The sequence below is a fragment of the Hymenobacter sediminicola genome, from assembly GCF_014250515.1.
Classification (GTDB): Bacteria; Bacteroidota; Bacteroidia; order Cytophagales; family Hymenobacteraceae; genus Hymenobacter; species Hymenobacter sediminicola.
On record NZ_CP060202.1, the window covers coordinates 3,039,308 to 3,066,271 of the forward strand.

Sequence of the window (26,964 nt, forward strand, 5' to 3'; positions counted from 1 at the left end):
AATTAGCGGGTAGCATACCACGCTTGCGTATTCCGCAGTTGAAACAGTAATTTATACAGTTGAATCAGCCCCAGGCTACCTTCTAACCCATAGTCCTCTATCTTTTTGATGGTGCCATCAGCGTAGGTTACGGTGAGCGTAGCCGTTTGTTGGTCAGTAGCTCTAACAGCGTATCTGTCCTTCATTTGCCTGAACTTCAAATAATTGATTAAAGACCACAGCTCCGGCAGGTGAGGCGCATCGATTACGCCAGTGAAGCGGCCACGTAGCTTATTATACTCTAATGCTTCGTATTTCGCATCTCCGGTACGGTCGATTTGCATCTTGAATACCGGGCAGCTACCATAGCATTCTGTTGTTTCAAGCTGAACCCTTGTAACGCTGTATCTTTCTGGGGCCGGGTTATATTCTATAAAGCGTCCCTTATCTAGAATCAACGTATCGACTACACAGCTGTAGGTTCCGGTGGCTGCTCCGCTGCCGTCCACGTTTCTGGCAAAGGCAATGAGGTCCTGCGGTTTCTGCTTTACTATCCAGGGCACCATGTGCTCGGTGAAGTCGTCAAAGCCAAGAAGCCATTCGCTATAGCCGCCGATGCGCGTAACGTGGGGCAATACATTGCCTGAGTCCAGCAAACATATCAGGGGGTTTTCAGGATCCAGGATGGATGAACTTTCCCCGAAAACCAGCAGGTCTGTGCGGCCGTTGCCGTCGAAATCAGCTTTCATCCAACTGCTCACTGTTTGGCAATCAACGCAGCTTTTCAAGCGTCGGCATAAAGTTGTATCCGGACGGTGCATCTTAACTGGTCGGTCCTGCTTTGCATATACTTCCACCAACCGTATCACCTGTGCATCGGTCTGCAGGCTATCAATGCGACTAAGCAGCTTTTGACTATGCGGCTCCTGGCTGGCAGAGTCGAGTATCTTCGGTTTGCATTGGCAGGCAAACAACATTATGCATACACAGCAAATAAGTATTTTCAGCATATGTCCTTCGGCTTACTGCCCTGCCTTCCGCACCATACGCACTGTAGCCATGCAGCGGAAGCCCAGCCAACTCTGCGGCCCCTTGTACAGTTGCCGTGACTCAGGCTTCAGCTCTGTGACGGACGTTTTATACGAGCCGCCTTTCGCTACGCCTTTTGCGGCAGTCATTTCGGCTACGTTGCCTATGATGTTATAGAGTCCCAGGTAGTTGGGCGGGTTCACATACACATATTCAAGTCCAAGCTGGCCAGGGCGGGTAGTACAGTCGAAGGCCTGGCCCGTTTGGGTGATGTAATAGTTCTCCCACAGATTATAGGGCAGTTTATAGACAGTAGCGGTGGCTGGCAAACGCAGTGCCGTAAGGCACGAATCGAGGCCCGATTCCTTGCGCACCGATACAGGCCGCAGCTTCGCGCCGGGTCGGCCGGGTACCAAGTTGGCCGGGCCAGAACTGCTGGGGCCGGAGCCAACAGCTGCCTGTTGCCACTCCGCCTCCGTTGGCAGGCGGTATTCCACTGTCAGCTCGTACCCACGCAGTTCAGGATGCTTCTTCTGGAACTCCGTGGACTGTAGAAAAGACTCGTTGACGACTGCGCTGCGCCATTTACAATACGCTACTGCCTGCTCGTAGCTGATGCCCACAACCGGGTAATAGCGGAAACCCGGATAGCGGAAATAGATAATGGCCGTCGGAATGCCAGCCGCGGCCGTTGGAGGCGCCGCGGCCATGGCCTTCCAGACCGTTGAGTCGGGCAGCTGGCTGCGGTAGTACGTTTCAGACGAATCGAGGAGGATATGCTGCAGATATTCCAGCCAGTGGATGTTGGCCACTTCCGACTCATCAATGAATAGGTTTTCGGCCAGCCGGATGGTGCCGGGTGGTTCGGGCGAAACCGGCACTTGGGGTTGCTTTTGCGCCATAGCCGGCCGCGCTGCCAGAACCAGCAACACCAGAGCCCGCAATAGCGCTTCCCATTTCGTTGCGGCTTTAATTGATTGGCCGCCACTCAGCAGGAAGTTCGGTTGTAAGAATACCCTGCACGCTTTATCTGCCACAGCCATATATACCTGAATTAGTGGAACCTACTTTTCGGCCAAGTGCAGCCCGGCTGCGTACTTCTACCCGAATATCACTTCTTTTTCATCGTATATGTGGATAGTCTTTTCGTTGCTGGCAGCTCTGTCGGCAGCTGTAGTAGTTACGCTTTCCAAAGTAGGCGTCAAGAATATAGAATCCAGTGTGGCCTTTGCCATACAATCGGTGCTGATTGTAGGGGTAGCATGGGGCGTAGTAGCATGGCAGGGCTACTTGCCGCAAGTAGCCCAGATTGACCGCCGCACGTGGCTGTTTCTTATTTCCGCGGGCATCATTACCTGCGCCTCGTCGCTGTCCTCGTTTCAGGCCCTGAAGATGGGGCAGGCCTCACGCACATCCTCTTTCGACAAAATCTCGCTGGTATTTTCCATTCTGCTGGCCGTCTTCTTTCTGAAAGAAAAAGTAACCTGGCAGGTACTGCTTGGTGCGGCTTTCATGGCAGGAGGCGCCATCTTAATAGCCTTCACTAAACCTGCCGACTGATAGGTGGCAACGTAAATACTCTGCCACTCGCTACTCTATCGTCAGCACGATTTTCCCGGGCGTTCCGCCTTTCTCGCTTAGCCGATGGGCTTCGGCAATGCTGTGGAGCGGCAGGTTTTTGGTGATGATAGGCTTGATAAGGCCTTGCTGCAACCAGGCTGAAATCAAGCTCAGATCGGGGCCACTTTCCTTGGCCATGAACATGTGCTGGCTTTTATCAGAAAAGGCGGTGGCAACAGCATTTACTACAAAACCCGCTGGGTCGGGCATAGTTGTAACGTAGCGGCCATTGCGGCGTAGCGCAGCGCGGCTAGCCATAAAACTGCTTTTGCCAGCCGCGTCAAATATCAGGTCGTAGCGGCTACGGTCCTGGGTAAAGTCGTATTCGTCGCGGTTGAGGACCCGGGTAGCTCCCAGCGTTTGCACCAGTTCCTTATGCGTGGTGCTGCATACACCCGTGACCTCGCCAGCACCCAGTGCCTTGGCTATCTGCACGGCAAATGAGCCAACACCACCCGAAGCCCCATTTATCAGCACCCGGTCGCCGGAAAGCAACCGCCCATGCGTGTAAAGGCCCTGCAACGCCGTAATGGCCGCCAGCGGTACTGCCCCAGCCTGCTCGAAACTCAACTGCTCCGGAATGAACGCAGCCCCCGTTTCGAAGAGTAGCGCGTACTCCGCATTGGCTCCTCCTACCCCATCGTTGGGCATACCATACACTCGGTCGCCAATCCGAAACCGCGTCACGTTGTCGCCTACGGCGGCGACTTCGCCGGCCACATCACGGCCCGGAATCTTGGGAAAACTGCGCCCAGTCAGTATTTTCAGTTCGCCGCTGCGAACTTTCCAGTCAATAGGGTTCACACTGCTGGCGCGTACGCGCACCAGTATCTGGTTGGCTTTTAGGATGGGCGTAGGCTGTTCTCCAAACTGAAGTACCTCGGCAGGACCATACTGTTCAAAATACGCAGCTTTCATAAGATGGGCGTGCTAGCATGTGTTTCGGAATGCTACGCAAAAGCCCTGTCCGTAGTCTGAAACCTGCTGGCTTTACATGTTTCTGAGCCAGAATACAGACAAAACAAAACCGCCGTAGCCAAAGGCTACGGCGGTTCCAACCACACTTAACTACGTAAACTTGCCCAAGGGCAAGGCGGGAAGCCGCTAACTGGTTTTCTGGAGGCTTGGCTTATGCTCCTTCTTGCCAGCGGCAATAATTTCCGATTCCGAAACACGCTTGCCTTTATCGGCCTGCGGATTGAAACCGGGTTGGTCTTCAAATACTTCTTCGGCGTGCTTCATGGCCTCAGTGCCATAAATATGGTCCAGGTCGCCTATTTCGTCGTTCACCTGCAGGTCTCGGAGTAGGCCCTCTTTGATGTCGTAGACGAGGCCGTGCAAGCGCGGCGGTTTGCTGGTTTTGCGGGCATTCTGGATGATATTGGTTTTGGCCAGGTTGCGGACCTGCTCAATCACATTGAGTTCTACCAAGCGGCGTAAACGCTCGTCCTCGTTCTTGATGCGCAGGAACTCTCTTTCATGCACCCGAATTACGTCGCGGATGTTGGTAAGCCAGTTGTCAATCAGGCCGTACTGCTTGTTGGCAGCCGCGGCAGCCACACCACCGCAGCCGTAGTGGCCTACCACCAGAATATCCTCTACCCCGAGCACCTCCACGGCGTATTGCAGCACCGACAGCATGTTGAAGTCGGTATGCACTACCATATTGGCAATGTTGCGATGCACGAACATTTCGCCGGGGCCAGTGCCGGTAATGGCCGAAGCCGGCACCCGCGAATCGGAGCAGCCGATGAACAGGTATTTGGGCTTCTGCCCATTGGCCAGACGGTTGAAGAAATCAGGATCTGCCGCCTTCCGGTCGGCAACCCATTTCTCGTTGTTATCTAAAATCTGCTTGATGCTCATGGACAGTGGGTGGGGTAGAATGAAAGGAAACCAGCAGGCGGAAGGCAAGGCGGCGCCGAGCTGCCCTGTGTGCACTCGAACAGTGGGTATCTGTCGATGCTTTGCCGGATTGGCCGGAGCTAGTGGCCCATTACCTCGACTTGCGGAATGCCCCGCAATTCCAGGTCAAGGCCTCGGTCGGCAGCCGACTGGCGGAAGTTCTCAATGGCTTCCAACACGTCGTAGTCTATCATCTCCGATTCTGTGCCATCGAGGATGACCCGGCTGCCGGGGCTGAACTGCTCCAGCATCCGGACGATGCTGGCTTTGTTCAGGAAGGAGACATGCTCACTCAGTTTCAGGTGGTAGACACCGGCCGCCTGCAGCTCCGGCGACTGGCGCAGGAAGTAGGCCGATTCGTAGTGCGTTTTCAGGATGTAGAAGATGCCTACAACCAGCCCGATGGTAACGCCTTTCAACAGGTCGGTGAGCAGCACAGCCACAATCGTAACGATGAAGGGCAGAAACTGCCGCCAGCCCAGTTTCCACTGCGTACGGTACAGGGCGGGTTTCGTCAGCTTGTAGCCGACTACCAGCAGCACAGCTGCCAGCGCCGACAGCGGAATCTTGTTCAGGATGGTATCTAGAAACAGCAAGCTGATCAGCAGCAACAGGCCATGGAGAAAGGCCGACATACGAGTCTGGCCGCCGGCATTGATGTTGGCAGAACTACGCACGATTACGGCCGTCATTGGCAGGCCGCCGAGCAGGCCGCTTACCATATTGCCGGCGCCTTGCGCCATCAGTTCCCGGTTGGTGGGAGTAGCGCGCTTCTGCGGGTCTAGTTTGTCTACGGCTTCTACGCTCAGCAGGCTTTCCAGCGACGCAACAATGGCAATTGTGAAAGCAACGGTGTAGGTAGCAGGCACCATGAATGCCGACCATCTGGGCTGCGTGAATACGTTCATAAAGTCGGACCACGAGGTGATGTTGGGCAGCTGCACCAAGTGCTCAGGCCGCACCCGTAGTACCGGCAGCGCCACATCCAGCAGCGAGCTGATGCCAATGGAGAGCAGTACTACCACCAATGCCCCCGGAATCATACGCAGTACAGCAACTCGCTTTGCCAGCACATTTTCCCAGAAGAGCAGCACACCCAACGACACCAGCCCGATGAGAGCTGAACCCCAGCCAAAGGAGCGCAACGCCCCACTCAGCGCGGTGAACGTGTTCTGCCCATCGAACTGCAGAAAGCTCATGTCCTCGAAGTAGTCGGTATCCACTCCGAGCAAATGCGGAATCTGCTTCAAAATCAGGATCAGACCAATGGCGGCCAGCATGCCCCGGATAACGGACGTGGGAAAGTACAGACCGATGATACCGGCCCGAACCAAGCCCATTACCACCTGCAGAGCACCGGCAATAACGGTAGCGGCCAGTACGGCCTCAAACGAACCCAGCGTCTGGAGGGCAGTAAGAATAATGGCCGTGAGGCCGGCAGCCGGGCCACTCACGCTGAGTTGTGAGCCGCTCAGCCACGATACCATCACTCCTCCTACTATGCCAGTAATGATACCGGCCAGGAGAGGCGCGCCAGAGGCCAGCGAAATACCTAGGCAAAGCGGCAAAGCCACTAGAAATACGACTAATCCTGCCGGAGCATCCTTGCCCAGTGAACTGAAAACCCCTTTGGGGGCTGGGGCGGATGGTGTAGTCGGAGTTGCCCTTTGCGAAGGAGCAGATACTATTTGAGGCATGGAGGTAGACTTGTCAAGTGTGGAACAGATACTGATCAGAAATCAGCACAGGTAGGAGGATCGGTCCACAAGTCTACAGGCAGGTAATTAAGACCCGGTTAAAAGAGCGTTAAAAGGAAGTTAAAACGGTCTGAAACATCAAAATAGCAGATTATGAGCCTCTTGTTGCACTGGCTTTAGCCAAGCGCGGGCCAATGCAGCCATACTTGGGTCCCTTGGCCCAACTCGCTTTCTACCCGCACGCTGCCCCCATGCAGGGCCATAATCTTGGAGGTGAGTGGCAGCCCGATACCGTGGCCCGGCACCATCCGGATAGCTTCGGCTCGGAAGAAAGGCACAAACACCTGCTGCCGGTCGGCTTCGGTCATGCCCACGCCATGGTCGCGCACTTCCAGAAACACGCGGGAAGCAGTAGTAGTCAGGCTGGCCACGATAGGCTCTTTAGAGTCTTTGGAAAATTTGCAAGCATTTTCTAGCACGTTCAGAAAGGCGGAGAGTAGCAGTGCCTCGTTGCCTTTCACCGCAAACGGCTGCCGTATCATGGCTGGCACGTCACCAAACTCCAGGTCAACGCGGCAGGTGGGGTTGCGGCGCTGTACTTCCTCGTGTGCCTGTAGCAGCAATTCGTCGAGACGCAGAGTGGTCAGGGGTACCTGGGAGGGGTCGTCGGAAGCTCGTGCAATCTGAAGCAGGCCGTTGGTCAGGTCTTTGAGCAGGCGGGATGCATCCAGGGTACTCTGCAACACCCGGCGGTACTCTTCCGGGTTGCGCTCCTGCAGCAGCGCTACTTCCAGCTCTCCAATGATAACGGTAAGCGGAGTGCGCAACTCGTGCGAAGCGTCGCGCACAAAGGTGCGCTGGCCGGCAAAGGCCGTTTCCAGCCGGTCGAGGAGTTGATTGAAGCGTTGGGCCAAGTGCGCAATTTCGTCGTAGCCGTCGGCCTGCGAAAGGCGGCGGTGCAGGTCCGTTACTGTAATGCTGTCTACTTCCCGCACCACTTTCTGTATGGGGCGCAGAGCCAGTCCGGCAAAAAACCAGCCGCCGATGCTCACAATTATAAAGGACGCAAGCAGGCCACTGGCCAGAATCCGGCGCAGACTGCCCAATTTGTCGCGGCTGTCTGTATCCACGGAGGAAGCCACTACCACGAAGTCGCCACGGTCTTTGTCGCGGTACAGCATTCCTACCGTCTGGCTATAGTTTTCGCGCAGCTGCACTTCCCGGCCTTCTTCCCGCACGGCCGCCAGCAAATCCAGAGGCAAAGGCACATCGGAAAGCTGGCCTTCCCGGAAAACCACTTGGTTTTTGGCGTTGTACACGCGTACTTCTTCTTCGGGCAGCGTACGGTAGAACTGCCGCAGGTAGCGCCGATATGAGGCACGGCTGCCTTCATCAGCCCGGCCGGTACCATCGAGGTACACGTGCGCCACAATGCGGGCCCGCGCAAACAGATTTTCGGTGAAGGATTCCTGCCGGGCGCGGAAAGTGGAGAAATAAATTACCAGCGAGAACAGCAGCAGGGTGAATGCCAGAATAGCCGCAAACTGGAGCGCCAACCGGAGCCGAATGGTCATTGGGAAGAGAAAATAATCGTGAGAATCTGCCGTAAGCTGGCACAAAAAAACCGCTTGTCCGGGGCAAAAGGTTTTGCTTACCAGCATTCAGACAAGTGGCGCCGCTACCGGTAGCCACATTCCGCTTTTATACATCTCACTTATCATATCTTCGAGCCGGTGCAGCCACGTCTTTCAGGGGAACTATGGTACACCGGATAGCGTGCCCGCCACCATCTTGCTCCTTGCCATGGAAACTCCGAATCCTGTTGCCCTTGCTGCTACCCTCGCCCGGGAGCTAGACTGGCTTTCCGCCGTGCTGAGCGCACGTGTGCAGCATTACTTCGGTTCGGAAAACGCAGTGGCGGCTATGGAAGACCTGCCCGCACCCAAGTTGCCCGCTGATGCCACCGATGCCTATAGCCAACTTGTGCAGCGCGAACAGTTGAACCGGGCCGAGCGGCTGGTGCTGATCTTGGCGCTGGCTCCACATTTTCGGCCGCAGGCGCTGGATGCTTTTTTTCTCCGCAATAGCCAACACGACCGTCGTTTTTCTGAGGTTGGTGGGCTACAGGCCGAGAACCATGCGGGCTTTTTACCCACCGGCGAGACGGCGCTATTTCTGCTGGCCGGCAACGACTTGGCGTGCCGCCTGCCCTTTCAGTTTCACCTATTCACCGACTCCGTGCTAGCTACCGCCGGGCTCATAGAGCTCGAGCCTACCAACGCCGCGGAACCAGCCCTGAGCGGCGCACTGACTATTACGCCTGAGGCGCTGGCTCTGCTTACGGCCGGCTACGGCGTGCGCCAGCCGGCTAGTGGCGCTGTCCTGGCTCAGCCTGTCACAACTCCTCTTTCCTGGGATGACCTGGTACTGGAGCCAACCACTCTAGAGCAACTGCACAACCTACAAGCCTGGCTGACTCAGCAGAGTAGCTTGGGGCAGGATGCGCACCTGACCCGGCAGCTTAAGCCTGGCTACCGAGTCCTGTTCTATGGCCCAACCGGCACCGGCAAAACCCTGGCCACCAGCTTGCTGGGGGAAACTACTGGCACATCAGTGTACCGAGTGGATTTGTCGGCAATAGTGTCGAAATACATCGGCGAAACGGAAAAGAACCTGGGCCGCATCTTCGATAGAGCCGAGCGGCAGCGCTGGATTCTGCTTTTTGACGAAGCGGAAGCATTATTCGGCAAGCGCACTGCCATAGGCTCCGCCCACGACCGATATGCCAATCAGGAAATCGGCTATCTGCTCCAGCGCATGGAGCAGTTTCCGGGGCTTATTGTGGTGGCGGCCACTGCTAAAGGCAATCTGGACGAAGGATTCATCCGCCGCTTCCACGCGGTGCTACCATTTCCGCTGCCCGGCCCAGTTGAACGGGAAAAGCTGTGGCGGCAGGCATTTGCAGGTATACCGGTAGCACCCGACGTAGATTTTTCAGTTCTGGCTCAGCAGCACCAATTGACGGGTGGCGCCATCAGCAACGTACTGCGCCAGTGCGCGGTGGCGGTCCGGCAGCACGACCAGCCCATTTCCACTGCTGCTATTACCCAAGCACTGCAACGACAAAGAGAAGCCTTCAACTGAGCAGGCGGCTACTCACTCACAATTTGCGGACTCGCGGGCACCGTCTCAAATTGTCGCGCTTTGCCGGGTAGCGTTTTATGCTTTTCCTTGCCCAGTGCTGCCGCCGGCTCCGGTACCCAGTGGTGGCGGCCGCCGGCCCGCTCGTCCTCAAACTCACTCGGAATGTTGCCGGCCAATGTGCGCTGCTGCCAGGTTTCGTGGCGGGTGCCGTCGTCGCGGCGTTCCATCGTGATGCACTCTTCCACGGGGCACACCAGAGAGCAGAGGTTGCAGCCCACACAGTTTTCGTCTATGATTTCCGGTACGCGGGTGCCTTCGTTGAGGCGGATGGCTTGGTGGGCACCATCTTCGCAGGCTGTGTAGCACAGCTGGCACCCGATGCACTTCTGCTCGTTGATGCTGGCCGTGACCTTGTAGTGCAGGTTCAACTCTTCCCAATGCTTTACGTTGGGCAGCGCCCGGCCCACCATATCATTGATGGTCTGGAAGCCTTTTTCGCGCATGTATTGCTCCAGCCCGCTGGTCATTTCCCGGATGATGCCGAAGCCGAAGTGCATGGCCGCCGTGCACACCTGCACACTGCTTGCGCCCAGCAAAATGTGCTCCACCGCGTCGCGCCAGTTCTCGATGCCTCCGATACCGGAAATGGGGAGCTGCACGCCCGGGTGCTGGGCGCAGTTTTTCACCATATTCAGGGCAATGGGCTTCACGGCCGGACCGCAGTAGCCGCCGTTGGTGCCTTGCCCGTCCACTATCGGGTAAGGCGAAAACTGGTCGAGGTCGACGCCCACAATGCTCTGAATGGTATTGATGAGCGAAATGGCATTGGCCCCACCCTGCCGCGCCGCCAGCGCCGGTTCGGTTATGTCGGAGATATTAGGGGTCAGCTTCACGATAACCGGCACCGTGGCTACTTCCATCACCCACTCTACTATGGTGCGCAGCACATTGGGCTCCTGCCCCACCGCCGAGCCCATGCCCCGCTCGCACATACCATGCGGGCAGCCGAAGTTCAGTTCCAGCCCATCGGCGCCGGCATCCTGCGAGGCCCGCACGATGTCGTGCCACTCCTGCCGGCTCTGCACCATCAGCGAGGCAATAACGGCGTGGTGCGGAAACCGTTTTTTCACTTCCTCAATCTCGCGCAGGTTGTCCGAAAGCGGCCTATCCGAAATCAGCTCAATGTTGTTGAAGCCAATCAGGCGTTTGTCGCGGTAGTTGACGCCACCGTAGCGGCTCGATACGTTCACGACGGGTACGCCCAGCGTCTTCCACACGGCCCCGCCCCAGCCCGCATCAAAGGCTTTCATCACCTGATAGCCGGAGTTGGTAGGCGGCGCCGAAGCCAGCCAGAACGGGTTGGGCGACTTGATACCGGCAAAGTTGATGGAGAGGTCAGGCATGGAGAACAGAATTTATAGTGACAGTCATTCCGAGCGCAGCCGAGGAATCTCGCTAGTGTGGTAATTACCATGCGGAAGTCAGCACGCGAGATTCTGCGGCTGCGCCTTTGCTCGGAACGACAAGCTAATTGGAATGGCGAGCTACTTGGTAGAAAGCTCTATTTCAAACTCATCAAATACTCGTGGATGCCGCGCGCTGTCACTTTGGCTTCGGTGGCGGCATTCACTACTTCGGCCCCGCCGTTGCCTGCGTCGCCGGCGGCGAAATAGCGCGGGTTAGTAGTCTGGCCGGTGCGGCTGTCGAGGATGATGCGGCCTTTGGCGTCGAGCTGCAGGCCCTCAATCAGGCCCAGAAAGACGGTTTGCTTGCTCTGGCCGGTGGCTTTTATCACCATGTCGCAGGGCACGACGAACTCGCTGCCGGGCACGGGCTGCACCTGGCCGCCCGTGGTGGCCGTGCGTACAAACCGCACGCCTTCTACTTTGCCGTTGCCGGTGATTTCGACGGGGGCCACGTTGAACAACCCCTCTACACCCACACCTTTGGCCAAGTCGTACTCGAAGTCGTACGCGCCCATGTCGGACTTGCTGCGGCGGTAGGCCAGCGTCACGTGCTCGGCCCCCATCCGCGCCGATTCGGAAGCGGCATCCATAGCGGTGTTGCCGCCGCCCAGCACTACCACCCGGCGGCCAACGGCTACGGCGTGGTGCTGCTGGCGCAGTTGTTCGATGAATTCCACCGCGCCCACGCAGCCGACCCGGTCTTCGCCGGGCAGGCCCAGCGTGCTGGTACTTCCCAACCCAATGCCCAAGAAAACGGCATCGTAGTCGGCTTCCAGCTTCTGCACATCGGCGCGGCTGGCAATGGGCGCATTGTAGTGCACCGTGTAGCCAAACTGACCCTGCAGATACGCCATTTCGGCCAGCGTTTCCTCATTCGTGATTTTGTAAGGAGCCACGCCGTACACGGTCAGGCCCGAAGGCTGCGCCTTGGCCTCGAAAACGTCCACTTCATGCCCCAACGCCCGCAACTCGCAGGCACAGCTGATGCCGGCCGGACCGGCCCCAATCACCGCTACGCGCCGCCCGGTGGGGGTGCCCGGACCGAACAGGGCCTCGCCGCTGTCCATCTGGGCGCGCGTGGCGAAGCTCTGCAGCCGCCCAATTTCAATGGGTTTTACGTCCTGCAGATTGTACACGCAGGCGCCTTCGCAGAGCACTTCCGTGGGGCACACTTTACCGCAGGCATTCCCGAAATAGTTGGCCTCGTAGATGGTGCGCGCCGCGCCCGTTACGTTGCCGGTGTTTATCTGGCGGATAAACTGCGGAATGTCGATGCCCGACGGGCAGGCCTGAATGCAGGGCGCATCGAAGCAGAACAAGCAACGGGAGCTTTCCAGCATAGCCTCAGTGCGGTTCATGCGCGGCTTGAGCTGTGCGAAATTCACCTGAAATTCCTGCTCGGTGGTGGGAGGAGAGTATTCGGCCATGAGGGTATGGCGTTGGTTAAGAAAGGGATAAAACCGCCTGTCATCCTGAGCCTGCGAAGGACCTTCTCACACCAGAGCAAGTCGTTTTTCTGGTGTGAGAAGGTCCTTCGCAGGCTCAGGATGACCGTACGGAAGGCTACAGCTCCACCAGCTTCTCGTAGGTTTCGGGGCGCCGGTCGCGGAAGAACTGCCAAGTAGAGCGCACTTCCTCTATCATGTCAAGGTCGAATTCGGCTACTAGCAGCTCGTCTTTTTCCTCGGAAGCCTGAGCGAAAATCTGGCCGCGCGGGTCCACGAAGTAGCTGCTACCATAGAACTTGCCCAGGTTCCAGGGTTTCTCCTCTCCCACCCGGTTGATGCAGCCCATAAAGTAGCCGTTGGCGGCGGCGTGGGCCGGCTGCTCCAGCTTCCAGAGGTACTGCGAGAGGCCCGCCACCGTCGCCGAGGGGTTGTACACGATTTCCGCGCCGTTCAGGCCCAGCACCCGCGCGCCATCAGGGAAGTGCCGGTCGTAGCAGATGTACACGCCTACTTTGGCGTATTTGGTTTGGAACACCGGGTAACCCAGGTTGCCAGGCTTGAAAAAGAACTTCTCCCAGAAGCCGGAGGTGTGCGGAATGTGGTTTTTGCGGTACTTGCCCAAGTAGGTGCCATCAGCATCAATCACGGCGGCCGTGTTGTAGAGGAAGCCCGCCGCCTCCCGCTCATAGACCGGCACGATGATAACCATGCTGTACTTTTTGGCATACTCGGCCATGCGCTCCGTTGTGGGGCCCGGCACGGCTTCGGCCGAGGCATACCAGGCTTTGTCCTGGCCGGGGCAGAAGTAGGGTGTGTTGAAGATTTCCTGCAGGCACAGAATCTGCACGCCCTGGCGGCCGGCTTCCTCAATCAGCGGAATGTGCTTCTGCACCATGGCCTCTTTTATTTCCTCAATGCTGCCCTGCCCTTCGGTCATAGGCAGGCTCATCTGGATAAGGCCGGATTTGATAATTCTGGGCATGGAAGTGAGAGAAGTATGAGAGTGAGAGAAGTAGATACTTAAACTGACATTATGAGCAACCCTAAAATGCCGTTTTGCCACGCCTGATGAACTGCCCGTAGCCTTTCGGCACCTTGGTTTCGCCGGCATCCACGGCCACCTGGCCGCGCAGCAATACGGTGTCAATTTTGCCAGTCAGCTCCCAGCCCTCATAGGCCGAGTAGTCGACGTTCATGTGGTGCGTAGCGGCCGAAATAGTGTGCTTGGCAGCAGGATCAATAATGACCAAGTCCGCGTCGGCGCCGATACTGATGGTGCCTTTGCGCGGAAACATGCCGAAGATTTTGGCCGCATTTGTGCTGGTCACTTCCACGAATTTCTGCAGGCTGATACGCCCCTTCTGCACGCCTTCCGAAAACAGCAGCTCCATGCGGTGCTCGATGGCCGGGTGCCCGTTCGGAATCTTCGAGAAGTCGTCTTTACCCATCAGTTTCTGCTCCCAGCGGAACGGGCAATGGTCGGTACCCACCACCTGCACAAGCCCTTGGTTGATGCCGGCCCACAGCGTTTCCTGGTCCTTCTTCTCGCGTAGCGGCGGCGACATCACCCACTTCGCGCCCTCAAACTCTTCGCCGTACAAATCCGCATCAAGCAGCAGGTACTGAATGCAGGTTTCCACGAACACGCGCTGGTTGCGGCGGGTGGCGTCGCGCACCTGGTTCAAGGCGCCCTCGCAGGTCAGGTGCACGATGTAGGCGTTGACGCCGGTGTAGTCGGCAATGTCGGTGAAGCGGCCGGAGGCTTCGGCTTCCGTTACTTCGGGCTGCGAGAGGTAGTGGTAGCGCGGCGTGAGTTTGCCCTGGGCCCGGTGCTGCGCGATGAGCGTATCAATCATGTCGCCGTTGGTGGCGTGGGCCGTCACGAGGCCACCATGCTTGCGCACTTCCTGCATCAACCCCACCATCTGCGCATCGTCAATCATGAGCGCGCCTTTGTAGGCCATGAACGTTTTGAAGGACGTAATGCCCTCCGCCACCATGTCCTTGATTTCCTCCCTAGTGTCGGGGTTGAAATCCGTCACGGCCATGTGAAACGAGTAGTCACCGACGGCCGTGCCGGTGGCGCGGCCCTGCCACTCCGTAAGGGCTTCCCGCAGCGAGTGACCCTGCTTTTGCAACACAAAATCAATAACTGTAGTGGTGCCACCGTGCAGGGCGGCGCGGGTGCCGGTTTCGTGCGTATCAGAGCTGAACGTACCCATGAACGGCATGTCCAGATGCACGTGCGGGTCGATGCCGCCGGGCACCACGATTTTGCCGGTGGCATCAATGACTTCTGCCCCGTTGGCCGGCAGGTTGCGGCCGATGGCGGCAATGGTTTCGCCCTCAATCAGCACGTCGCACACCGCATCAAAATCGGCCGTCACGACGCGGCCATTTTTCACCAGTAAAGTCGCCATCAAACCTACAAACTGTGAGAGAGTTGCAATTGAGAAAAGTAGCGTTTTGCCCCACCAAAAACAAGCATTTCCGCCTGACTTAGAAGCAAAAGCAATAGCGGCACCCGCAAGAATGCGGGCCGGGCAAAAGGCAGGAAAGGAACGAGTTTAGTGTACGTGCGCGTCGGCGATGCGCAGGGCTTCGGAAATGATGGCGAGGCCTTCGTCCAGCTCTTCTTTCGTGATGCAGAGCGGCGGACAGATGAAGATATAGTTCCAGCGCACGAAGGTGTACATGCCCAGCTCCCGGATTTTGGCCATCACCTGGTTCATCACCTCCATCTGGCTAGGCGCGGCGTTCCAAGGGGCCATCGGCTCTTTGGTCTGGCGGTTTTTCACCAGCTCCAGGCAGCCGAACAGTCCCGTGTTGCGCCAGTCGCCGATGCTGGGATGCTGGCCCATCAGGTCGCAGATACGCTCGTCGAGGTAACGGCCCATCTGCACGGTATTTTCGAGCAGGTTTTCCTCTTCGTACACATCCAGCACAGCCACGGCGGCGGCACAGGAAACCGGGTGCGCCGAATACGTGAGGCCGAGCGGCAGCGGCTTATCATCGAAATGATGCGCAATCTTTTCGTCCACCATCACGGCGCCCAGCGGCAGGTAACCGGCCGTAATGCCTTTGGCCATGCACATCAGGTCTACTTTCACGCCGTGGTGGTCGGAGCCGAACCACTTGCCGGTGCGCCCGAAGCCGCTCATCACCTCATCGGCCACCAGCAGAATACCGTGCTGGTCGCAGATTTCGCGGATGCGCTGCCAGTAGCCGGGCGGGTACTTGATGCAGCCCGACGTACCCGACTCACCTTCCAGAATGATGGCCGCCACGCTGCCGGGGTTCTCGTAGCCGATGATGCGCTCCATGGCAGCAGCGGCCCGCTCGGCGCACTCTTCGGGCGTGGCGCTGTACCACGGGCAGCGGTAGAAATACGGATTCTCGACGTGCACCACGTTGGGCATGGCCTGGCTATCGACGGCAAATTTGCGCGGGTCGCCGCCAGCACTCATCGCCCCGTAGCTGGCCCCGTGAAACGACTGGTACAGCGTCACGATTTTGTGGCGGCCGGTGTACACGCGGGCCAGCTTGATGGCGTTTTCGATGGCTTCGGCCCCGCCCAGCGTGAAAAAGGCTTTGGTGAGGTTGGCCGGCGTGATTTCCGCCAGCTTGCGGCCCAGGTCGCCGCGGGCCTTCGTAATCATGCCCGGATACACGTAGCTCAGCTCCCGCATCTGGGCGGCCACCGCCTCCGTCACGCGCTGGTTGCCGTGCCCGATGTTCACGTTCATCAGTTGCGACGAGAAGTCGATGTAGCGTTTGCCGTCCCGGTCCCAGAGGTACACGCCCTCGGCCCGCTCGGCGCTAATCGGGTTCAGTCCCGCCTGCTTCGACCACGAAAACAGCGTGTGGTCGAGGTTGTCGTGCAGGATTTGTTCTTTGTCGGTGTCGAAGGCGGTTTCCATAAGTAGCTGTTTGGCAATAAAGCCGTCTGTCATCCTGAGCATGTGGCGCATCAAGCCAGTGTAGGAGGAACTTGTCACGTCCGCGCCTCGTCCCTTACTTATTGATGGGTCCTAGCTCATCCAGTTCACTCTGGACTCTGGGTTCCACTTAGTGGTGGTTTTCTTGAGTTGGGTCCAGAACTCGATGGAGCTTTTGCCGGTGATGTCGCAGGCCCCGAACTTCGACTCGTTCCAGCCGCCGAAGGAGAACGGCTCCCGTGGCACCGGCACCCCAATGTTGACGCCAATCATGCCGGCGGAGGCGTGGTCCATGACGTAGCGGGCATTGCTGCCGCTTTGCGTGAAGACGGCTGCCGCGTTGCCGTAGTTGCTGGCGTTTTCGATGGCCAGCGCTTCATCCAGCGTATTGGTGCGCAGAATAGCCAGTACTGGCCCAAACACTTCCTCCTGCGCAATCCGCATATTGGGCGTCACGTAGTCAATCACCGTCGGGCCCACATAGTAGCCGTCTTCGTGGCCGGGCACCACGGCGTTGCGGCCATCGAGCAGGACTTTCGCACCGGCGGCTTCGGCCTCCGTAATGTGCTGCTCAATCCGCTCCTTGGCTTCTTTGCTGATGACCGAGCCCAGATTCTGACCGGGTACAATCTTGCGGGCCTCCTCCACAATTTTGGCGACGATGCTGTCAACCGGGCCCACGCCGACCATGGTGGAGCCGGCCATGCAGCGCTGCCCCGCGCACCCCGACATACTTGCCGCCACGTTGGAGGCCGTCATGTCAGGGTGGGCGTCGGGCAGCACCATCAGGTGGTTTTTGGCCCCGCCCAGCGCCACGCAGCGTTTTAGGTTGCTGGTGGCCCGGATGTACACGACTTTGGCAATCTTGGTGGAGCCGACGAAAGACACCGCCTGGATGTCCGGATGGTCGCAAATAGCTTCCACGATTTGCTTATCGCCATTCACAACGTTGAGCACGCCGTCGGGCAGGCCAGCTTCCTTCAATAGCTCAGCTATTTTCACGGCGCTCAGCGGTACCTGCTCCGAGGGCTTCAGAATCATGGTATTGCCGAGTACCAGCGCGTTCGGGATGGTCCAGTGCGGCACCATATTAGGGAAGTTGAACGGCGCAATGCTGGCTACCACACCCAGCGGTTTCCGCTCGGCGCGGGCTTCCACGCCCTTGCTGACTTCCAGAAACTCGCCCTGAATCAGCTGGGGCATGGAGCAGGCAAACTCGGTTAGCTCGATGGCTTTTTCCACCTCCGCGCGGGCCTCGTCCAGCGTCTTGCCGTTTTCCTCGCGCACCAGGTCGGCCAGGGTTTTCATGTCGCGCTCCAGCAGCGTTTTGTAGCGGTAAAAGACCTGCACCCGCTCCTTGATGGGAGTACCTGACCACGCCGGAAAGGCGGCCTTAGCAGCGGCTACAGCCTGGTTGAGAGAAGCCGCGCCGCTTAGTGGAACTGCGGAAATGACCTCGCCATTCAGTGGGCTGAATACTTCCAACGTGGAAGCTGGTACCTCGTCCACAAACTGGCCGGCGACATAGTTACGAAGAGCTGGGTACTTCAGAGCCTGGACTTCCATAGTTTACTGGCATTAAGTCCGGGCAAGCTATAATTTTTACATCAAAAAGCTAATAACGCCCACCTTATCCGCAATATTTTCTGCAATAGCCTATAGTAATTGCTAATTTCTCGTCAGCCACGACATTCCGGCCGCCACAAGCTGGGGGCGCGTGTACTCTATCTAGCATGTGGGGAGTAGTGCAAACCAGCCAAAGGACCAGGTTTGCTCTTCTACACAAGCTAAGGCCGGGGCAATAGCCGTTTCAGGCTTTCCTCCAGCGCAGTCAGCCGGTCTTGGCTGCTGTTCTCGTTTACCAGCAGCACCATGGCTACCTGCGTATCCGGGTAAAGCACCAGCCGGGTGTTGTAGCCAGTGGATTTGCCATTGTGGTAGACTCGTTTGTTTCCCTGTGCATCGGTATCCAGCATCCAGCACAGCCCCATACCAGACTCCGGCGTGGACCCCCAGGTGCGCTGGTGGGCTAGGCGCACAGCCGGCAGGCGTTCCTGCAGATTGGCCTGGGCATAGCGTAGCAGGTCAGCGGCGGTGGAGCTCAGGTTCGGGCCACCCCAATAACCGGTGTAGTTTAGGTGCGCTTGCGGCAGGTAGGGCCGGGTATAGCCTATAGCGTAGCGCGTCTGCTCTTTAGTCGAAAGCACACGTTTGGTATCATGCAGGCCGAACTGCTTGCGCACATAACCGGTCACCAGCTGTTCGTAGGGTTGCTGATATATGCGCTCCAGTAGCAGCTGCAGCACCAGCGTGGCTACGCCGTTGTAGCGGTAGGTAGTGCCCGGCTCAGTGACCAGCTGAAAGCGGTGCATGTCGGCCAGCAGGCTGTCGGCTGAGTAGCGGTTGTAGTGGGCAGTTTTCTCTGCCAGATTCAGTTGATCGAGGCGCTGCTTGGTGGCGGCCGTGTACACGTGGGCCGTGCCGGGCAGACCGGAGGTGTGGTTGGACAGATCCACCAGCCGCACGGGGCGCCCCTGATACTCCAGATTGGGATACTGGCCCGGCAGATACTGGCGAATATCATCCGTGAGCTGCACCTTTTTGTCGATTACGGCCTGGGCCAGCAGCGTGCCAACGAAGGTTTTCGACACCGAGCCCATGTCGTAGTAAGTAGTGGCAGTAGGCCGGCGACCCGTGCCCTTTTCTACCTCTCCATAATTGTAGAAGCGCTGCCGCCCCTGCTGATATACTCCAATAGATAAGCCTGCTGCTTCAGGCTGCTGCATGTAGGGCAGCACCACGCGGTGTACCGCCGAATCGAGGGCCGTTCGGAGCGGGTTGTCGGTCAGTACGGGCTGGGAGCTGGCTGGCACTTGGGCATGGCTGGTTGTGCAGCCATCAATCAGCAACATGCCGGCGGCAGAGGCGAGTAAGAAAAGAGCGTAGCGCATCGGGAAAGAGGAAATAGAGCGGAATAATACTGTAGATGATTCGTATTCCCTTAAAAAGTAATATCGAACCGACCGTTGGTAATCGTTTGGCTCATGACCGTAGTGCCTGTGCCATTAAGTGAACGGGCGGCAACGAATTCGAAACGACCGGCAGCAGTACGGGCAGCCATATCAAACTGGCTAACCGTTATGGTGCCTACTGGCTGGAATGTATACATGGTGGTGTACTCATCGAAGGCGACCCCGCGGGTAAAGTTGTAGCGGGCATAGGGATACACGCTTTGCCCTAGCCCATAGGTACCGGCTCCGGTGAAAGGCTGTGCATTTGCCGGTCCCCCCTCAGAAATAACCAGCGCCACGGAGTGGCTCTCGTGGTTAGCGTTGGGGAGGGTGTGGCCTTCCAGTATAAATTTATCGGGAGTAATTTCCGCGTAAGTAGCCGGCACACTGTAGGACACCCCATTCAAATCCCAGCTGATAGTGCCCCGTATGCGCACCGCCAGGGGCAGCGTGAGGGTGGTGCGCGTAGTATCGTCAATTTTCACCCGCAGTGTCTGAACTTGGGCTGATGTCACTTCATAGTCTGCTCTGGCAATGGCGCTGAGCGTGTACTCTCCCGGTAGCAGCTGCGAAAACCGGAATAAGCCGGTGCGTTCATCTGGGGCCACGGACCAGTGCCGCCCTCCAGAAGCATAGAGCAGGATACTGTCGGCAGTGCCCAGGGGCTGCAGCCGCCCCTCCAGAGTGCCGGTGTTGGCACGTAGCGGCCGGGGCGCAACCAGCTCTTTTTCCTGGCAGCCAGTCAGCGACAATGCTACCAGCCCGGCAGCGGCAACAGCGGCACGCAACGCATTAAGAGAAAACATGGCGGAGAACATAGTAAGCTTTTGACAAAGAGACATATTACGCTTTATACATTTACTATTGCAGGTACATAGCCTGCCTGCAACAATGCCAGCAGCACTGTGGAAAAGTCGAAATCAGGTTGCCGCTTTCAGCCGCTAGCTCGGGTCGCCACTGGCTTTTCCCCCGACCACATAGCGCTGCAGGGCCTCGAAGAAGCCGCGGCGGTACGTGTCGCCGAGTGGCGCGCTGGCTTTGCCATCCTGAAACAGGATCTGGTTGCCATCCAGTGCCTTTATTTTGGGCAGCGACACGATGTAGGACTTGTGCACCCGCATGAACTGCGCCGGCGGCAGCCGCTCCTGCAGGTCCTTGATGTTGAGCAGCGTGATGATGCGCTCCTGCTCGGTGTAGATGGAAACGTAGTTCTTGAGCCCTTCCACATACACGATTTCCTCGAAACTCACCTTGCGCATCCGGCCTTTGCTTTCGGTCTTGACGAAAATGTAGGTGTCGGGCGGCAGCGTGCTGGGTTGTACGGGCGGGGCCTGCGCTTTGAGTGCTTTTTGAGCGGCCTTCAGGAACCGCTCGAACGCAATGGGCTTGAGTAGGTAATCCAGGGCTTCCAGCTCGAAGCCTTTGAGGGCAAACTCGCTGTAGGCGGTGGTCAGAATCACCTGGCACTTGCCCGTGAGCAGCGGCATAGCATCGAGGCCGGAAAGCTGGGGCATGTGAATGTCCAGGAACACCAGATCAACTGGCTGGGTGGCCACGAGGCGCAGCGCCTCCACGGGGTTGGTGGTGCTGGCCACCAGTTCCAGAAAGGGCGTTTTCTCCACGAATTGCCGCAGAATATCGATGGCGCCCTGCTCATCGTCCACTATCAGGCAGCGTATCACTATAGGGTCAAGGTCAGGTGGGTAGCGTAGGAATCGGGCGTGTCGTGAATGGTGAGCTGGTGGCGGCCGGGGTAGATGGCGGCCAGCCGACGGCGAGTGTTTTCGAGCCCAATGCCAGTGGAGTGCTCGATGGGTCCGCCGTGCTTGCGGTTGCTGGTGAAGAAGGTGAGCTGGTTTTCCTGCACCCGCACCTGCACCACCACCGGGTGGGCGGCATCAAACAGCTCCCCGTGCTTGAAGCAGTTCTCGACGAAGGTGATGAGCACCAGCGGCAAAATCAGCAGAAACTGGGTGCTGCCCTGCACCTCGAATTTCACTTGCAGGGTGTTGCCGAAGCGCAGCTGATTCAGGCCCACATAATTGCGCAAGTGCTGAATTTCTTTGTCCAGCATCACCTTGCCCTGCTCGCCGCCCTCATTCAGGGCGTAACGCATGATGTCGGAGAGTAGCAGTACGCTCTTGGCGGTGGACTCGGAAAGTGGGTATACCTGGGCGTACAGGAAATTGAGGGAGTTGAAGAGAAAGTGCGGGTTGATCTGGCTTTTCAGGAAAGCAATGTCAGCTTCCAGCAGGCCCCGCTCCTGCTGGTGAAGCTGCTGCTGCTGTTCACGCAATTGTTGTTGCATATGCAACACATATTTGACGTAGCAATAGGTAAGACCATAACTAAAAAAAATCACTCCTCGGTAGAAGCTGTAGACCATCAGTTGAGTGAAATTGCCATAAGGATAGGTAACATGAATGCCTAAATGAGGGACGATGATGGCAGAAACCAAGTACCGCAGCGCGAAATAGAGAAGGATAATGAACGATAGACCAATGGCATACTCCCGGTATCGTTTGGCAATAAAATAACGCGGAAAAAGCCATTCTGAATTTCCATATACCAGTAGCGCGTAACAGCTGAATACCAGAATGGATTCGATGGGATGGGGAAATGGCACCCCCGGAATGGCTAGGATATAAAGTACCTCGTACAGATAGTATGCCACCCAAATAGCCAGATGAATGAGAATAGTCTTAAAGCGCGTCACGTTAATTGCTGGCAGGAATGGCGAAGAGAAAGAGGGCGCAAAGGTGTTCATAAAACTTGCCTTCAGAAAGCTGATGACGCGGTGGCAGCTGACGGCTAGCGCACCAGACTCAGCTTAATGCCCACCTGCAGATGCGGGCGAACCGATAAGCCGTCGTGGCGGCGCATGCCTAGCCGGCGCGTTTCTATGCCGGGCCCCACGTAGGCATCCAGCAGGCCGTGGCCGCCCAGCCGATGCTGCGTGCCCCATAGCACCGACAGGGCCGATACTTCGTGGTATAGCTTGGGTGCATAGTAGGGAGTGAAGCTGGTAGTAGCCTGCAGGGCCACGTAATTTCCCACCATCGGCCCGCTAGCTCGTCCGGCTGCCTGCCGCTTTTCCTTGTTGTAGTAGTGCCGCACGCCCAGGTCCAGTCCCAACTCGGTGATATAGGCGGCCCGGGTACCACGCTCCGGTGCCGCCGTGCGGGCCCCTATCCGCCAGCCGCTGGACACGTTGCCATACGCCGACCAAGCCGGCGCGACTTGCCGCTCCACTCCGGCAACTATTGGTATCGCCGTGCCCATAAATCCGCCGATGGTCAGACCGCGTGTGAAGCCAGTACCAAGTTTGAAAAGGGTAGCCGGACGGAAATCGGGGGCCGGAGCTGCCTCCGCTACACTGGGAGCTGCGGGCTCTGCCGTAGCCTGCCCCAGTGAAGCAAGCGGGCTGCTCAGGCTAGCTGCCAAAAGAAAAACGCTGAGGTAAAATTGACGACGCATAAAATGAAGGAATAGATGTGAAAAACCGCAGTATGGGAGGTCAGCAGTTGCAGCTGCTTGTTCCTTCCTGCTTGATGATTCAAACCTACCTCGCTGATCTTGGGCCGTAAATATTATTACACCAACGGCCCGTTTCTCCATATCAACACTGCTCGGTTTGCCCGCAAGCTGGGAGAAACCTGCGCACAGCCGGCACCGGCCCAACAGCAGGCGGGCATCAACTCCCTTACAGCACTATTCCTCATTCCTCTGATACGGCTCCACCACGGCGCAACGCAGCGGCACAAGCGCCTCATATCAACCCTCCGACTGACTTCTGCCCCAAATTATCCTGTCGGTTTGCTCACAGGGCCTTATATTGTCTTGGGGATTGGCAGCGCGCATTTGGCGGTTACAAACGTCGCTCGTCCCGCGGCCCCACCCACCTTGCTATTTCAGGCTGTATGCGCTGTCTGCACTTCCTCTCTCACGTGCTGCTTTTCTTGGCCTTAGCAGGTTGCCAACGGCCTGTGTCGTCGGCAACCGCGGCATTGGGGCCTGCTGCTACCACAGAAACCACGGCCGAAAAGCCAGCGGTTGTATTCCTGACGTTTCGGGTAGTAGCTGCTGGCGCCGGGCAGCCTGCCCGTATCACGCTCCTCCGCAGCCAGGCTGCGCCGGGCCGCTTGAAGGCGACGACTGCTCCTACCCCATCCACTGATGCAGACCATCTGGCGGTGCGGCTGCTTGATGCAGCAGGCCAGCCACTGGGTACCGCCACGGTAGTAGAGCATCCGCTGCGCAAATCGGTGGAGTACACGGATGAAAAGCAGCAGTTAGGCCGCCGGGTAGTCAGCCTGCCCGAAGCGGAGTTTTTTGTGCGGCTTTCGCTGCCGGCGCAGGCCACGCAGGTACGTGTCGAAGAAGTTGCAGCGGCTACGGCCACGGTTATTGCGTCCACCTCCTTTCCCCTACTGCCTTGAAAACACGCCACGCCTTTCTGCTTCTACTGCTGCTATTGGCCGCAGGCGCAAACGCTCAGAGCTTTCCCGTCGATACGCTGGTGAAAACCGGTCCGCTTGACCGGCGCATCAACTTGGTGTTTCTGAGTGACGGCTATCAGGCCAGCGAGTTGGCCCGCTTCCGCACCGATGTCGACCGGATTGTGGCGACTATGTTCACTCAGACGCCTTTCCGCGAGTATCAAGCCTATTTCAACGTGTTTGCCGTGCGCGTGCCTTCCGCCCAGTCGGGTGCTTCGCACCCGCGCACCGCCCCCGACTGCACTTCGTCTACTCTTCCGGTGGCAGTAGTCAACAACTACTTCGGTAGCTCCTTCGACCAGGGGGGTATTCACCGGCTACTGGTGCCGCGCAACCAAAGTGCCGTAGCCAGCGTGCTGGCGGCCTCTTTCCCGCTCTACGATCAGGCTTTTATAGTCGTCAATTCCACCGAGTACGGCGGTTCGGGTGGAGCGCTGGCTACATCGTCGGTACATCCGAGCGCCAATGAAATCAGCATCCATGAAATCGGGCATTCTTTCTCCGGCCTGTCAGATGAGTATTGGGCAGGCCAGCAGTACGCCCGCGAAACCCAAAACATGACCCAGCAAGCCGACCCAACACTGGTGAAATGGGCGGCTTGGATGGGCACCAATGGCATCGGCATCTATCCGCATACCGGCAATGCTACTTGGTACAAGCCGCATCAGAACTGTAAGATGCAGGTGCTGGGCGTACCCTTCTGCAGCGTTTGCCGACAAGCCTTCACCGAAACCATCCATACGCTGGCCGGGCCACTACAGAGCTATAGCCCCGCTGCCACGACTATTACCAATCCGAGCCAAGACCCAACGTTTGCCCTGACGCTACTGCCCCCAAACCCCAATACGTTGCGTATTACCTGGCGGCGTGACAATACCATTGTCCGCCGCAACCAGCCGCAACTCACGGTTCCGCTCAGCAGCCTGAATACTGGTACGCACCGGGTCGTGGCGGAAGTAACGGATACCACGGCTCTCACCCGCGCAACCAATCACCTTACCCAGCATACCTACACGGTGGTCTGGACGGTAGAGCGCACCGTAGCGGGCATTCGTACTAGCGCCGCTGCCCACGACTATGAGGTGCAAGTTTTTCCGAATCCGGTGGCAGATGCGCTGCAGATTTCCTGCACTCTCAGCCGGCCGCTGCCCGTTGATATTATCGTGTACGACGCTACCGGACGGCGGCTGGCCACTGCCCTGCGCCGCACGAAGCTGGCGGCCGGCACGCACACCTATCAGTTTAAGGCCGCAGAGCTTGGACTGAAGCAATCCGGGCAGTACACCCTCGTGCTGACCGTAGATGGCACTCCCATCAGCCGGCAGCTCATCAAGGAATAGCCAAGGGCCCTGGTTAGTATGCAGCACGCCTGCATTCCCGGCATCAACTAGCCGGGAATGCAGGCGTGCTGCATTTGGGGGGTACTGATTATTCTTCCTTCATCACATAGCCCATCCCTACCAGGGTATGAATGAGCTTGGGGGTGAAATCCTTGTCAATTTTTTTGCGCAGAAAATTTATGTAAACATCAATGACATTGGAGCCTGTATCGAAGCTGGTTTCCCAGACGTGCTCCAGAATATCGACGCGCGAAATAACACGGCCTTTGTAGCGCAGCAGGTACTCAAGCAGAGAGAATTCGCGAGCGGTGAGCTGAATGGGCTGGCCGGCGCGCTGCACCAGTTTGCTGGCGGGGTCGAGGGTGAGGTCGGCGAGTTGCAGAATAGGCACAGAAGCGGCCGTTTCGGGGCGGCGGCGCACCAGCGCCCGGAGCCGGGCCAGCAGTTCCTGAAACGCGAAGGGCTTCACGAGGTAGTCATCGGCACCGGCATCCAGCCCCCGGATTTTGTCGTCGGTTTCGCCTAGTGCCGTGAGCATCAGAATAGGTACCGCCGGATTATGCGCCCGCACCTGCCGGCACACTTCCAACCCGCTTAACCCGGGCAAAAGGTTATCCAGAATAATGAGGTCGTGCTGCCCGGCCAGCGCCAGCCGCAGGCCGGTGGGGCCATCGGTAGCTACTTCCACAGTGTGTTGTTGCTCGGTAAGCCCTTTATGCAGAAAAGCAGCCACTTTGGGCTCATCTTCCACCAGCAGAATTTTCATGCGGTAAGGTACAGGGTATAGACTGGTTCAACAGGGCCGAAGGTAAAGGGTTTGCTACTACTTGCCTGCGGAGACAATCAGAAAACAGGGAAAGCCACCCTACCTGTGAGCCAGCAGGGCCACTGGCCCAAGTAAATGCAATTAAATATTGAAAATATTGAATAATTATTTTGTTTTTACAGAATCATACAATATTTTTATCAAAAAGTACCAGTAAGTGAAATTGCGCTTGTTTTGAAGAGCTACTGTCTTTTATCTCCTCTCATTTCTTGCACTACACGCTCTACTCATGTTCTCTCACGCTGTGTCGTCTGCCTTCCGCCTTCCAGTTTTGGCTCTGCTGCTGCTGGCGCTTACGTTTAGCTCCTGCGTTCCAACCCGCGACATCAGCTACCTGCAGGGGCAGTACTCGCCCACGCAGCCGACGGCCGTATCCAATCCGCCCACGGAGTACCGGATTCTTCCCAACGACGTGCTCTACATTCGGGTGCAGAGCCCGCAGCCGGAGCTCACCAAAGTGTTCAGTCTGCATGAGTCTGAGCTGGTGATGAACCAATCGGACCCCGGCTCACTCTACATCAATGGCTATGTAGTGGACGAGAAAGGCCAGATCATGGTCCCGACAGTAGGCAAGATTATGGTGCAAGGCCTGTCCCTGAGCGCGGCTCAGGAGAAGGTGCAGCAGTCAATTGCCGGTTACGTGCGCAATGCCACCGTGGTCCTGCGGCTGGTAAGTTTCCGGGTTACGGTGCTGGGGGAAGTGAAAAACCCAGGACGCTACACCGTTTTCAACGACCGAGCAACGGTGTTGGAAGCGCTGGGCCTAGCCGGCGACCTGAGCCCTCTTGGCAACCGCCGCAACGTAAAACTGATCCGGCAGACTCCCTCCGGTTCAGAGGTGGTACTACTCGATTTGACTCGGCCCGAATTGCTTAAGTCGCCTTACTACTATCTGCTCCCGAATGATGCCTTGTATGTAGAGCCGTCCAAAGCCCTGACGCAGCGTGGAAACTCAGTGAATCTGGGCCTGCTGTTTTCCGGACTAGGCACTGCAGCACTGTTGTACGGCCTGTTCCGGTAGCATCCGCAAAAGGGCAAGAATCTACACACATATTGATGTGA

Annotated in this window: 23 protein-coding genes; 5 read left to right on the forward strand and 18 right to left on the reverse strand. The window is 57.6% G+C overall.

Annotated features, from left to right (window positions below):
* Window positions 1–2 precede the first annotated feature (2 nt).
* Both H4317_RS12980 and H4317_RS12985 read right to left on the reverse strand, forming a co-directional pair.
* Window positions 3–989, reverse strand: a complete 987-nt coding sequence (locus H4317_RS12980; RefSeq protein WP_185887014.1) for a DUF6438 domain-containing protein — start codon at window positions 987–989, stop codon at window positions 3–5.
* 12 nt (window positions 990–1,001) lie between these two features.
* Window positions 1,002–1,940: a formylglycine-generating enzyme family protein gene (locus H4317_RS12985; protein ID WP_185887015.1), complete on the reverse strand. Its 939-nt coding sequence runs from the start codon at window positions 1,938–1,940 to the stop codon at window positions 1,002–1,004.
* Between the two features lie 199 nt (window positions 1,941–2,139).
* On the opposite strand from H4317_RS12985, the gene H4317_RS12990 reads away from it, so the two are divergent.
* On the forward strand, window positions 2,140–2,568 hold the full coding sequence (locus tag H4317_RS12990; protein WP_185887016.1) for an EamA family transporter: 429 nt from the start codon (window positions 2,140–2,142) through the stop codon (window positions 2,566–2,568).
* Between the two features lie 30 nt (window positions 2,569–2,598).
* Here H4317_RS12990 and H4317_RS12995 read toward each other — a convergent pair whose 3' ends face one another.
* The 4 genes from H4317_RS12995 to H4317_RS13010 all read right to left on the reverse strand — a co-directional run bounded on the left by H4317_RS12995 (window position 2,599) and on the right by H4317_RS13010 (window position 7,804).
* The gene (locus tag H4317_RS12995; RefSeq protein ID WP_185887017.1) at window positions 2,599–3,546 is read right to left on the reverse strand and encodes an NAD(P)-dependent alcohol dehydrogenase; all 948 of its coding nucleotides are present in this window, start codon (window positions 3,544–3,546) and stop codon (window positions 2,599–2,601) included.
* A gap of 186 nt (window positions 3,547–3,732) precedes the next feature.
* The gene (locus H4317_RS13000) at window positions 3,733–4,494 is read right to left on the reverse strand and encodes a carbonic anhydrase (protein WP_349772177.1); all 762 of its coding nucleotides are present in this window, start codon (window positions 4,492–4,494) and stop codon (window positions 3,733–3,735) included.
* Between the two features lie 119 nt (window positions 4,495–4,613).
* Complete coding sequence (locus tag H4317_RS13005) at window positions 4,614–6,107, reverse strand: SulP family inorganic anion transporter (protein WP_349772178.1); 1,494 nt, start codon at window positions 6,105–6,107, stop codon at window positions 4,614–4,616.
* A 299-nt stretch (window positions 6,108–6,406) separates the two neighbouring features.
* On the reverse strand, window positions 6,407–7,804 hold the full coding sequence (locus H4317_RS13010) for a sensor histidine kinase (RefSeq protein ID WP_185887019.1): 1,398 nt from the start codon (window positions 7,802–7,804) through the stop codon (window positions 6,407–6,409).
* 229 nt (window positions 7,805–8,033) lie between these two features.
* Here H4317_RS13010 and H4317_RS13015 point away from each other — a divergent pair, with 229 nt between their 5' ends.
* Complete coding sequence (locus H4317_RS13015) at window positions 8,034–9,374, forward strand: ATP-binding protein (protein ID WP_185887020.1); 1,341 nt, start codon at window positions 8,034–8,036, stop codon at window positions 9,372–9,374.
* 8 nt (window positions 9,375–9,382) lie between these two features.
* Here H4317_RS13015 and preA read toward each other — a convergent pair whose 3' ends face one another.
* The 11 genes from preA to H4317_RS13070 all read right to left on the reverse strand — a co-directional run bounded on the left by preA (window position 9,383) and on the right by H4317_RS13070 (window position 22,714).
* Window positions 9,383–10,777, reverse strand: a complete 1,395-nt coding sequence (preA, locus tag H4317_RS13020) for an NAD-dependent dihydropyrimidine dehydrogenase subunit PreA (RefSeq protein ID WP_185887021.1) — start codon at window positions 10,775–10,777, stop codon at window positions 9,383–9,385.
* A gap of 158 nt (window positions 10,778–10,935) precedes the next feature.
* Window positions 10,936–12,267 carry an FAD-dependent oxidoreductase gene (locus tag H4317_RS13025; RefSeq protein WP_185887022.1) on the reverse strand — a complete coding sequence of 444 codons (1,332 nt, stop codon included), beginning with the start codon at window positions 12,265–12,267 and terminating at the stop codon, window positions 10,936–10,938.
* 136 nt (window positions 12,268–12,403) lie between these two features.
* Window positions 12,404–13,270 (reverse strand): nitrilase-related carbon-nitrogen hydrolase, encoded by an 867-nt coding sequence (locus H4317_RS13030; RefSeq protein ID WP_185887023.1) that lies wholly within the window; start codon window positions 13,268–13,270, stop codon window positions 12,404–12,406.
* Window positions 13,271–13,331: 61 nt separating this feature from the next.
* Window positions 13,332–14,708, reverse strand: a complete 1,377-nt coding sequence (gene hydA, locus H4317_RS13035) for a dihydropyrimidinase (RefSeq protein WP_185887024.1) — start codon at window positions 14,706–14,708, stop codon at window positions 13,332–13,334.
* A gap of 147 nt (window positions 14,709–14,855) precedes the next feature.
* Window positions 14,856–16,208: an aminotransferase class III-fold pyridoxal phosphate-dependent enzyme gene (locus tag H4317_RS13040; RefSeq protein ID WP_260625662.1), complete on the reverse strand. Its 1,353-nt coding sequence runs from the start codon at window positions 16,206–16,208 to the stop codon at window positions 14,856–14,858.
* 111 nt (window positions 16,209–16,319) lie between these two features.
* Complete coding sequence (locus tag H4317_RS13045; protein WP_260625663.1) at window positions 16,320–17,792, reverse strand: CoA-acylating methylmalonate-semialdehyde dehydrogenase; 1,473 nt, start codon at window positions 17,790–17,792, stop codon at window positions 16,320–16,322.
* 221 nt (window positions 17,793–18,013) lie between these two features.
* Window positions 18,014–19,177: a serine hydrolase domain-containing protein gene (locus tag H4317_RS13050; RefSeq protein WP_185887026.1), complete on the reverse strand. Its 1,164-nt coding sequence runs from the start codon at window positions 19,175–19,177 to the stop codon at window positions 18,014–18,016.
* Between the two features lie 50 nt (window positions 19,178–19,227).
* The gene (locus H4317_RS13055) at window positions 19,228–20,043 is read right to left on the reverse strand and encodes a DUF6252 domain-containing protein (RefSeq protein WP_185887027.1); all 816 of its coding nucleotides are present in this window, start codon (window positions 20,041–20,043) and stop codon (window positions 19,228–19,230) included.
* A gap of 135 nt (window positions 20,044–20,178) precedes the next feature.
* Complete coding sequence (locus H4317_RS13060; protein ID WP_185887028.1) at window positions 20,179–20,919, reverse strand: LytR/AlgR family response regulator transcription factor; 741 nt, start codon at window positions 20,917–20,919, stop codon at window positions 20,179–20,181.
* Complete coding sequence (locus tag H4317_RS13065) at window positions 20,919–21,545, reverse strand: sensor histidine kinase (RefSeq protein ID WP_185887029.1); 627 nt, start codon at window positions 21,543–21,545, stop codon at window positions 20,919–20,921. The genes H4317_RS13060 and H4317_RS13065 overlap by 1 nt, the downstream gene beginning before the upstream one ends.
* 503 nt (window positions 21,546–22,048) lie before the next feature.
* Window positions 22,049–22,714, reverse strand: coding sequence for a hypothetical protein (locus H4317_RS13070; protein ID WP_185887030.1), 666 nt, complete (start codon window positions 22,712–22,714; stop codon window positions 22,049–22,051).
* Between the two features lie 443 nt (window positions 22,715–23,157).
* Here H4317_RS13070 and H4317_RS13075 point away from each other — a divergent pair, with 443 nt between their 5' ends.
* Together H4317_RS13075 and H4317_RS13080 are read left to right on the forward strand one after the other, a co-directional pair.
* On the forward strand, window positions 23,158–23,676 hold the full coding sequence (locus H4317_RS13075) for a hypothetical protein (RefSeq protein WP_185887031.1): 519 nt from the start codon (window positions 23,158–23,160) through the stop codon (window positions 23,674–23,676).
* Window positions 23,673–25,076, forward strand: coding sequence for a M64 family metallopeptidase (locus H4317_RS13080; RefSeq protein WP_185887032.1), 1,404 nt, complete (start codon window positions 23,673–23,675; stop codon window positions 25,074–25,076). Before H4317_RS13075 ends, H4317_RS13080 begins: the two co-directional genes overlap by 4 nt.
* Before the next feature lie 88 nt (window positions 25,077–25,164).
* Here the strand turns inward: H4317_RS13080 and H4317_RS13085 are convergent, their stop codons facing one another.
* Window positions 25,165–25,842, reverse strand: coding sequence for a response regulator transcription factor (locus H4317_RS13085; RefSeq protein ID WP_185887033.1), 678 nt, complete (start codon window positions 25,840–25,842; stop codon window positions 25,165–25,167).
* 289 nt (window positions 25,843–26,131) lie between these two features.
* On the opposite strand from H4317_RS13085, the gene H4317_RS13090 reads away from it, so the two are divergent.
* Window positions 26,132–26,923 (forward strand): polysaccharide biosynthesis/export family protein, encoded by a 792-nt coding sequence (locus tag H4317_RS13090; protein WP_185887034.1) that lies wholly within the window; start codon window positions 26,132–26,134, stop codon window positions 26,921–26,923.
* Window positions 26,924–26,964: the final 41 nt, after the last annotated feature.

What these genes read in the sequence shown, in the direction of transcription:
- H4317_RS12980 (WP_185887014.1), bottom strand. Translation starts at nt 989, where the DNA reads ATGCTGAAAATACTTATTTGCTGTGTATGCATAATGTTGTTTGCCTGC.
- H4317_RS12990 (WP_185887016.1), top strand. Translation starts at nt 2,140, where the DNA reads ATGTGGATAGTCTTTTCGTTGCTGGCAGCTCTGTCGGCAGCTGTAGTA.
- H4317_RS12995 (WP_185887017.1), bottom strand. Translation starts at nt 3,546, where the DNA reads ATGAAAGCTGCGTATTTTGAACAGTATGGTCCTGCCGAGGTACTTCAG.
- H4317_RS13000 (WP_349772177.1), bottom strand. Translation starts at nt 4,494, where the DNA reads ATGAGCATCAAGCAGATTTTAGATAACAACGAGAAATGGGTTGCCGAC.
- H4317_RS13010 (WP_185887019.1), bottom strand. Translation starts at nt 7,804, where the DNA reads ATGACCATTCGGCTCCGGTTGGCGCTCCAGTTTGCGGCTATTCTGGCA.
- H4317_RS13015 (WP_185887020.1), top strand. Translation starts at nt 8,034, where the DNA reads ATGGAAACTCCGAATCCTGTTGCCCTTGCTGCTACCCTCGCCCGGGAG.
- preA (WP_185887021.1), bottom strand. Translation starts at nt 10,777, where the DNA reads ATGCCTGACCTCTCCATCAACTTTGCCGGTATCAAGTCGCCCAACCCG.
- H4317_RS13025 (WP_185887022.1), bottom strand. Translation starts at nt 12,267, where the DNA reads ATGGCCGAATACTCTCCTCCCACCACCGAGCAGGAATTTCAGGTGAAT.
- H4317_RS13030 (WP_185887023.1), bottom strand. Translation starts at nt 13,270, where the DNA reads ATGCCCAGAATTATCAAATCCGGCCTTATCCAGATGAGCCTGCCTATG.
- hydA (WP_185887024.1), bottom strand. Translation starts at nt 14,708, where the DNA reads ATGGCGACTTTACTGGTGAAAAATGGCCGCGTCGTGACGGCCGATTTT.
- H4317_RS13040 (WP_260625662.1), bottom strand. Translation starts at nt 16,208, where the DNA reads ATGGAAACCGCCTTCGACACCGACAAAGAACAAATCCTGCACGACAAC.
- H4317_RS13045 (WP_260625663.1), bottom strand. Translation starts at nt 17,792, where the DNA reads ATGGAAGTCCAGGCTCTGAAGTACCCAGCTCTTCGTAACTATGTCGCC.
- H4317_RS13050 (WP_185887026.1), bottom strand. Translation starts at nt 19,177, where the DNA reads ATGCGCTACGCTCTTTTCTTACTCGCCTCTGCCGCCGGCATGTTGCTG.
- H4317_RS13055 (WP_185887027.1), bottom strand. Translation starts at nt 20,043, where the DNA reads ATGTTTTCTCTTAATGCGTTGCGTGCCGCTGTTGCCGCTGCCGGGCTG.
- H4317_RS13065 (WP_185887029.1), bottom strand. Translation starts at nt 21,545, where the DNA reads ATGCAACAACAATTGCGTGAACAGCAGCAGCAGCTTCACCAGCAGGAG.
- H4317_RS13070 (WP_185887030.1), bottom strand. Translation starts at nt 22,714, where the DNA reads ATGCGTCGTCAATTTTACCTCAGCGTTTTTCTTTTGGCAGCTAGCCTG.
- H4317_RS13075 (WP_185887031.1), top strand. Translation starts at nt 23,158, where the DNA reads ATGCGCTGTCTGCACTTCCTCTCTCACGTGCTGCTTTTCTTGGCCTTA.
- H4317_RS13085 (WP_185887033.1), bottom strand. Translation starts at nt 25,842, where the DNA reads ATGAAAATTCTGCTGGTGGAAGATGAGCCCAAAGTGGCTGCTTTTCTG.
- H4317_RS13090 (WP_185887034.1), top strand. Translation starts at nt 26,132, where the DNA reads ATGTTCTCTCACGCTGTGTCGTCTGCCTTCCGCCTTCCAGTTTTGGCT.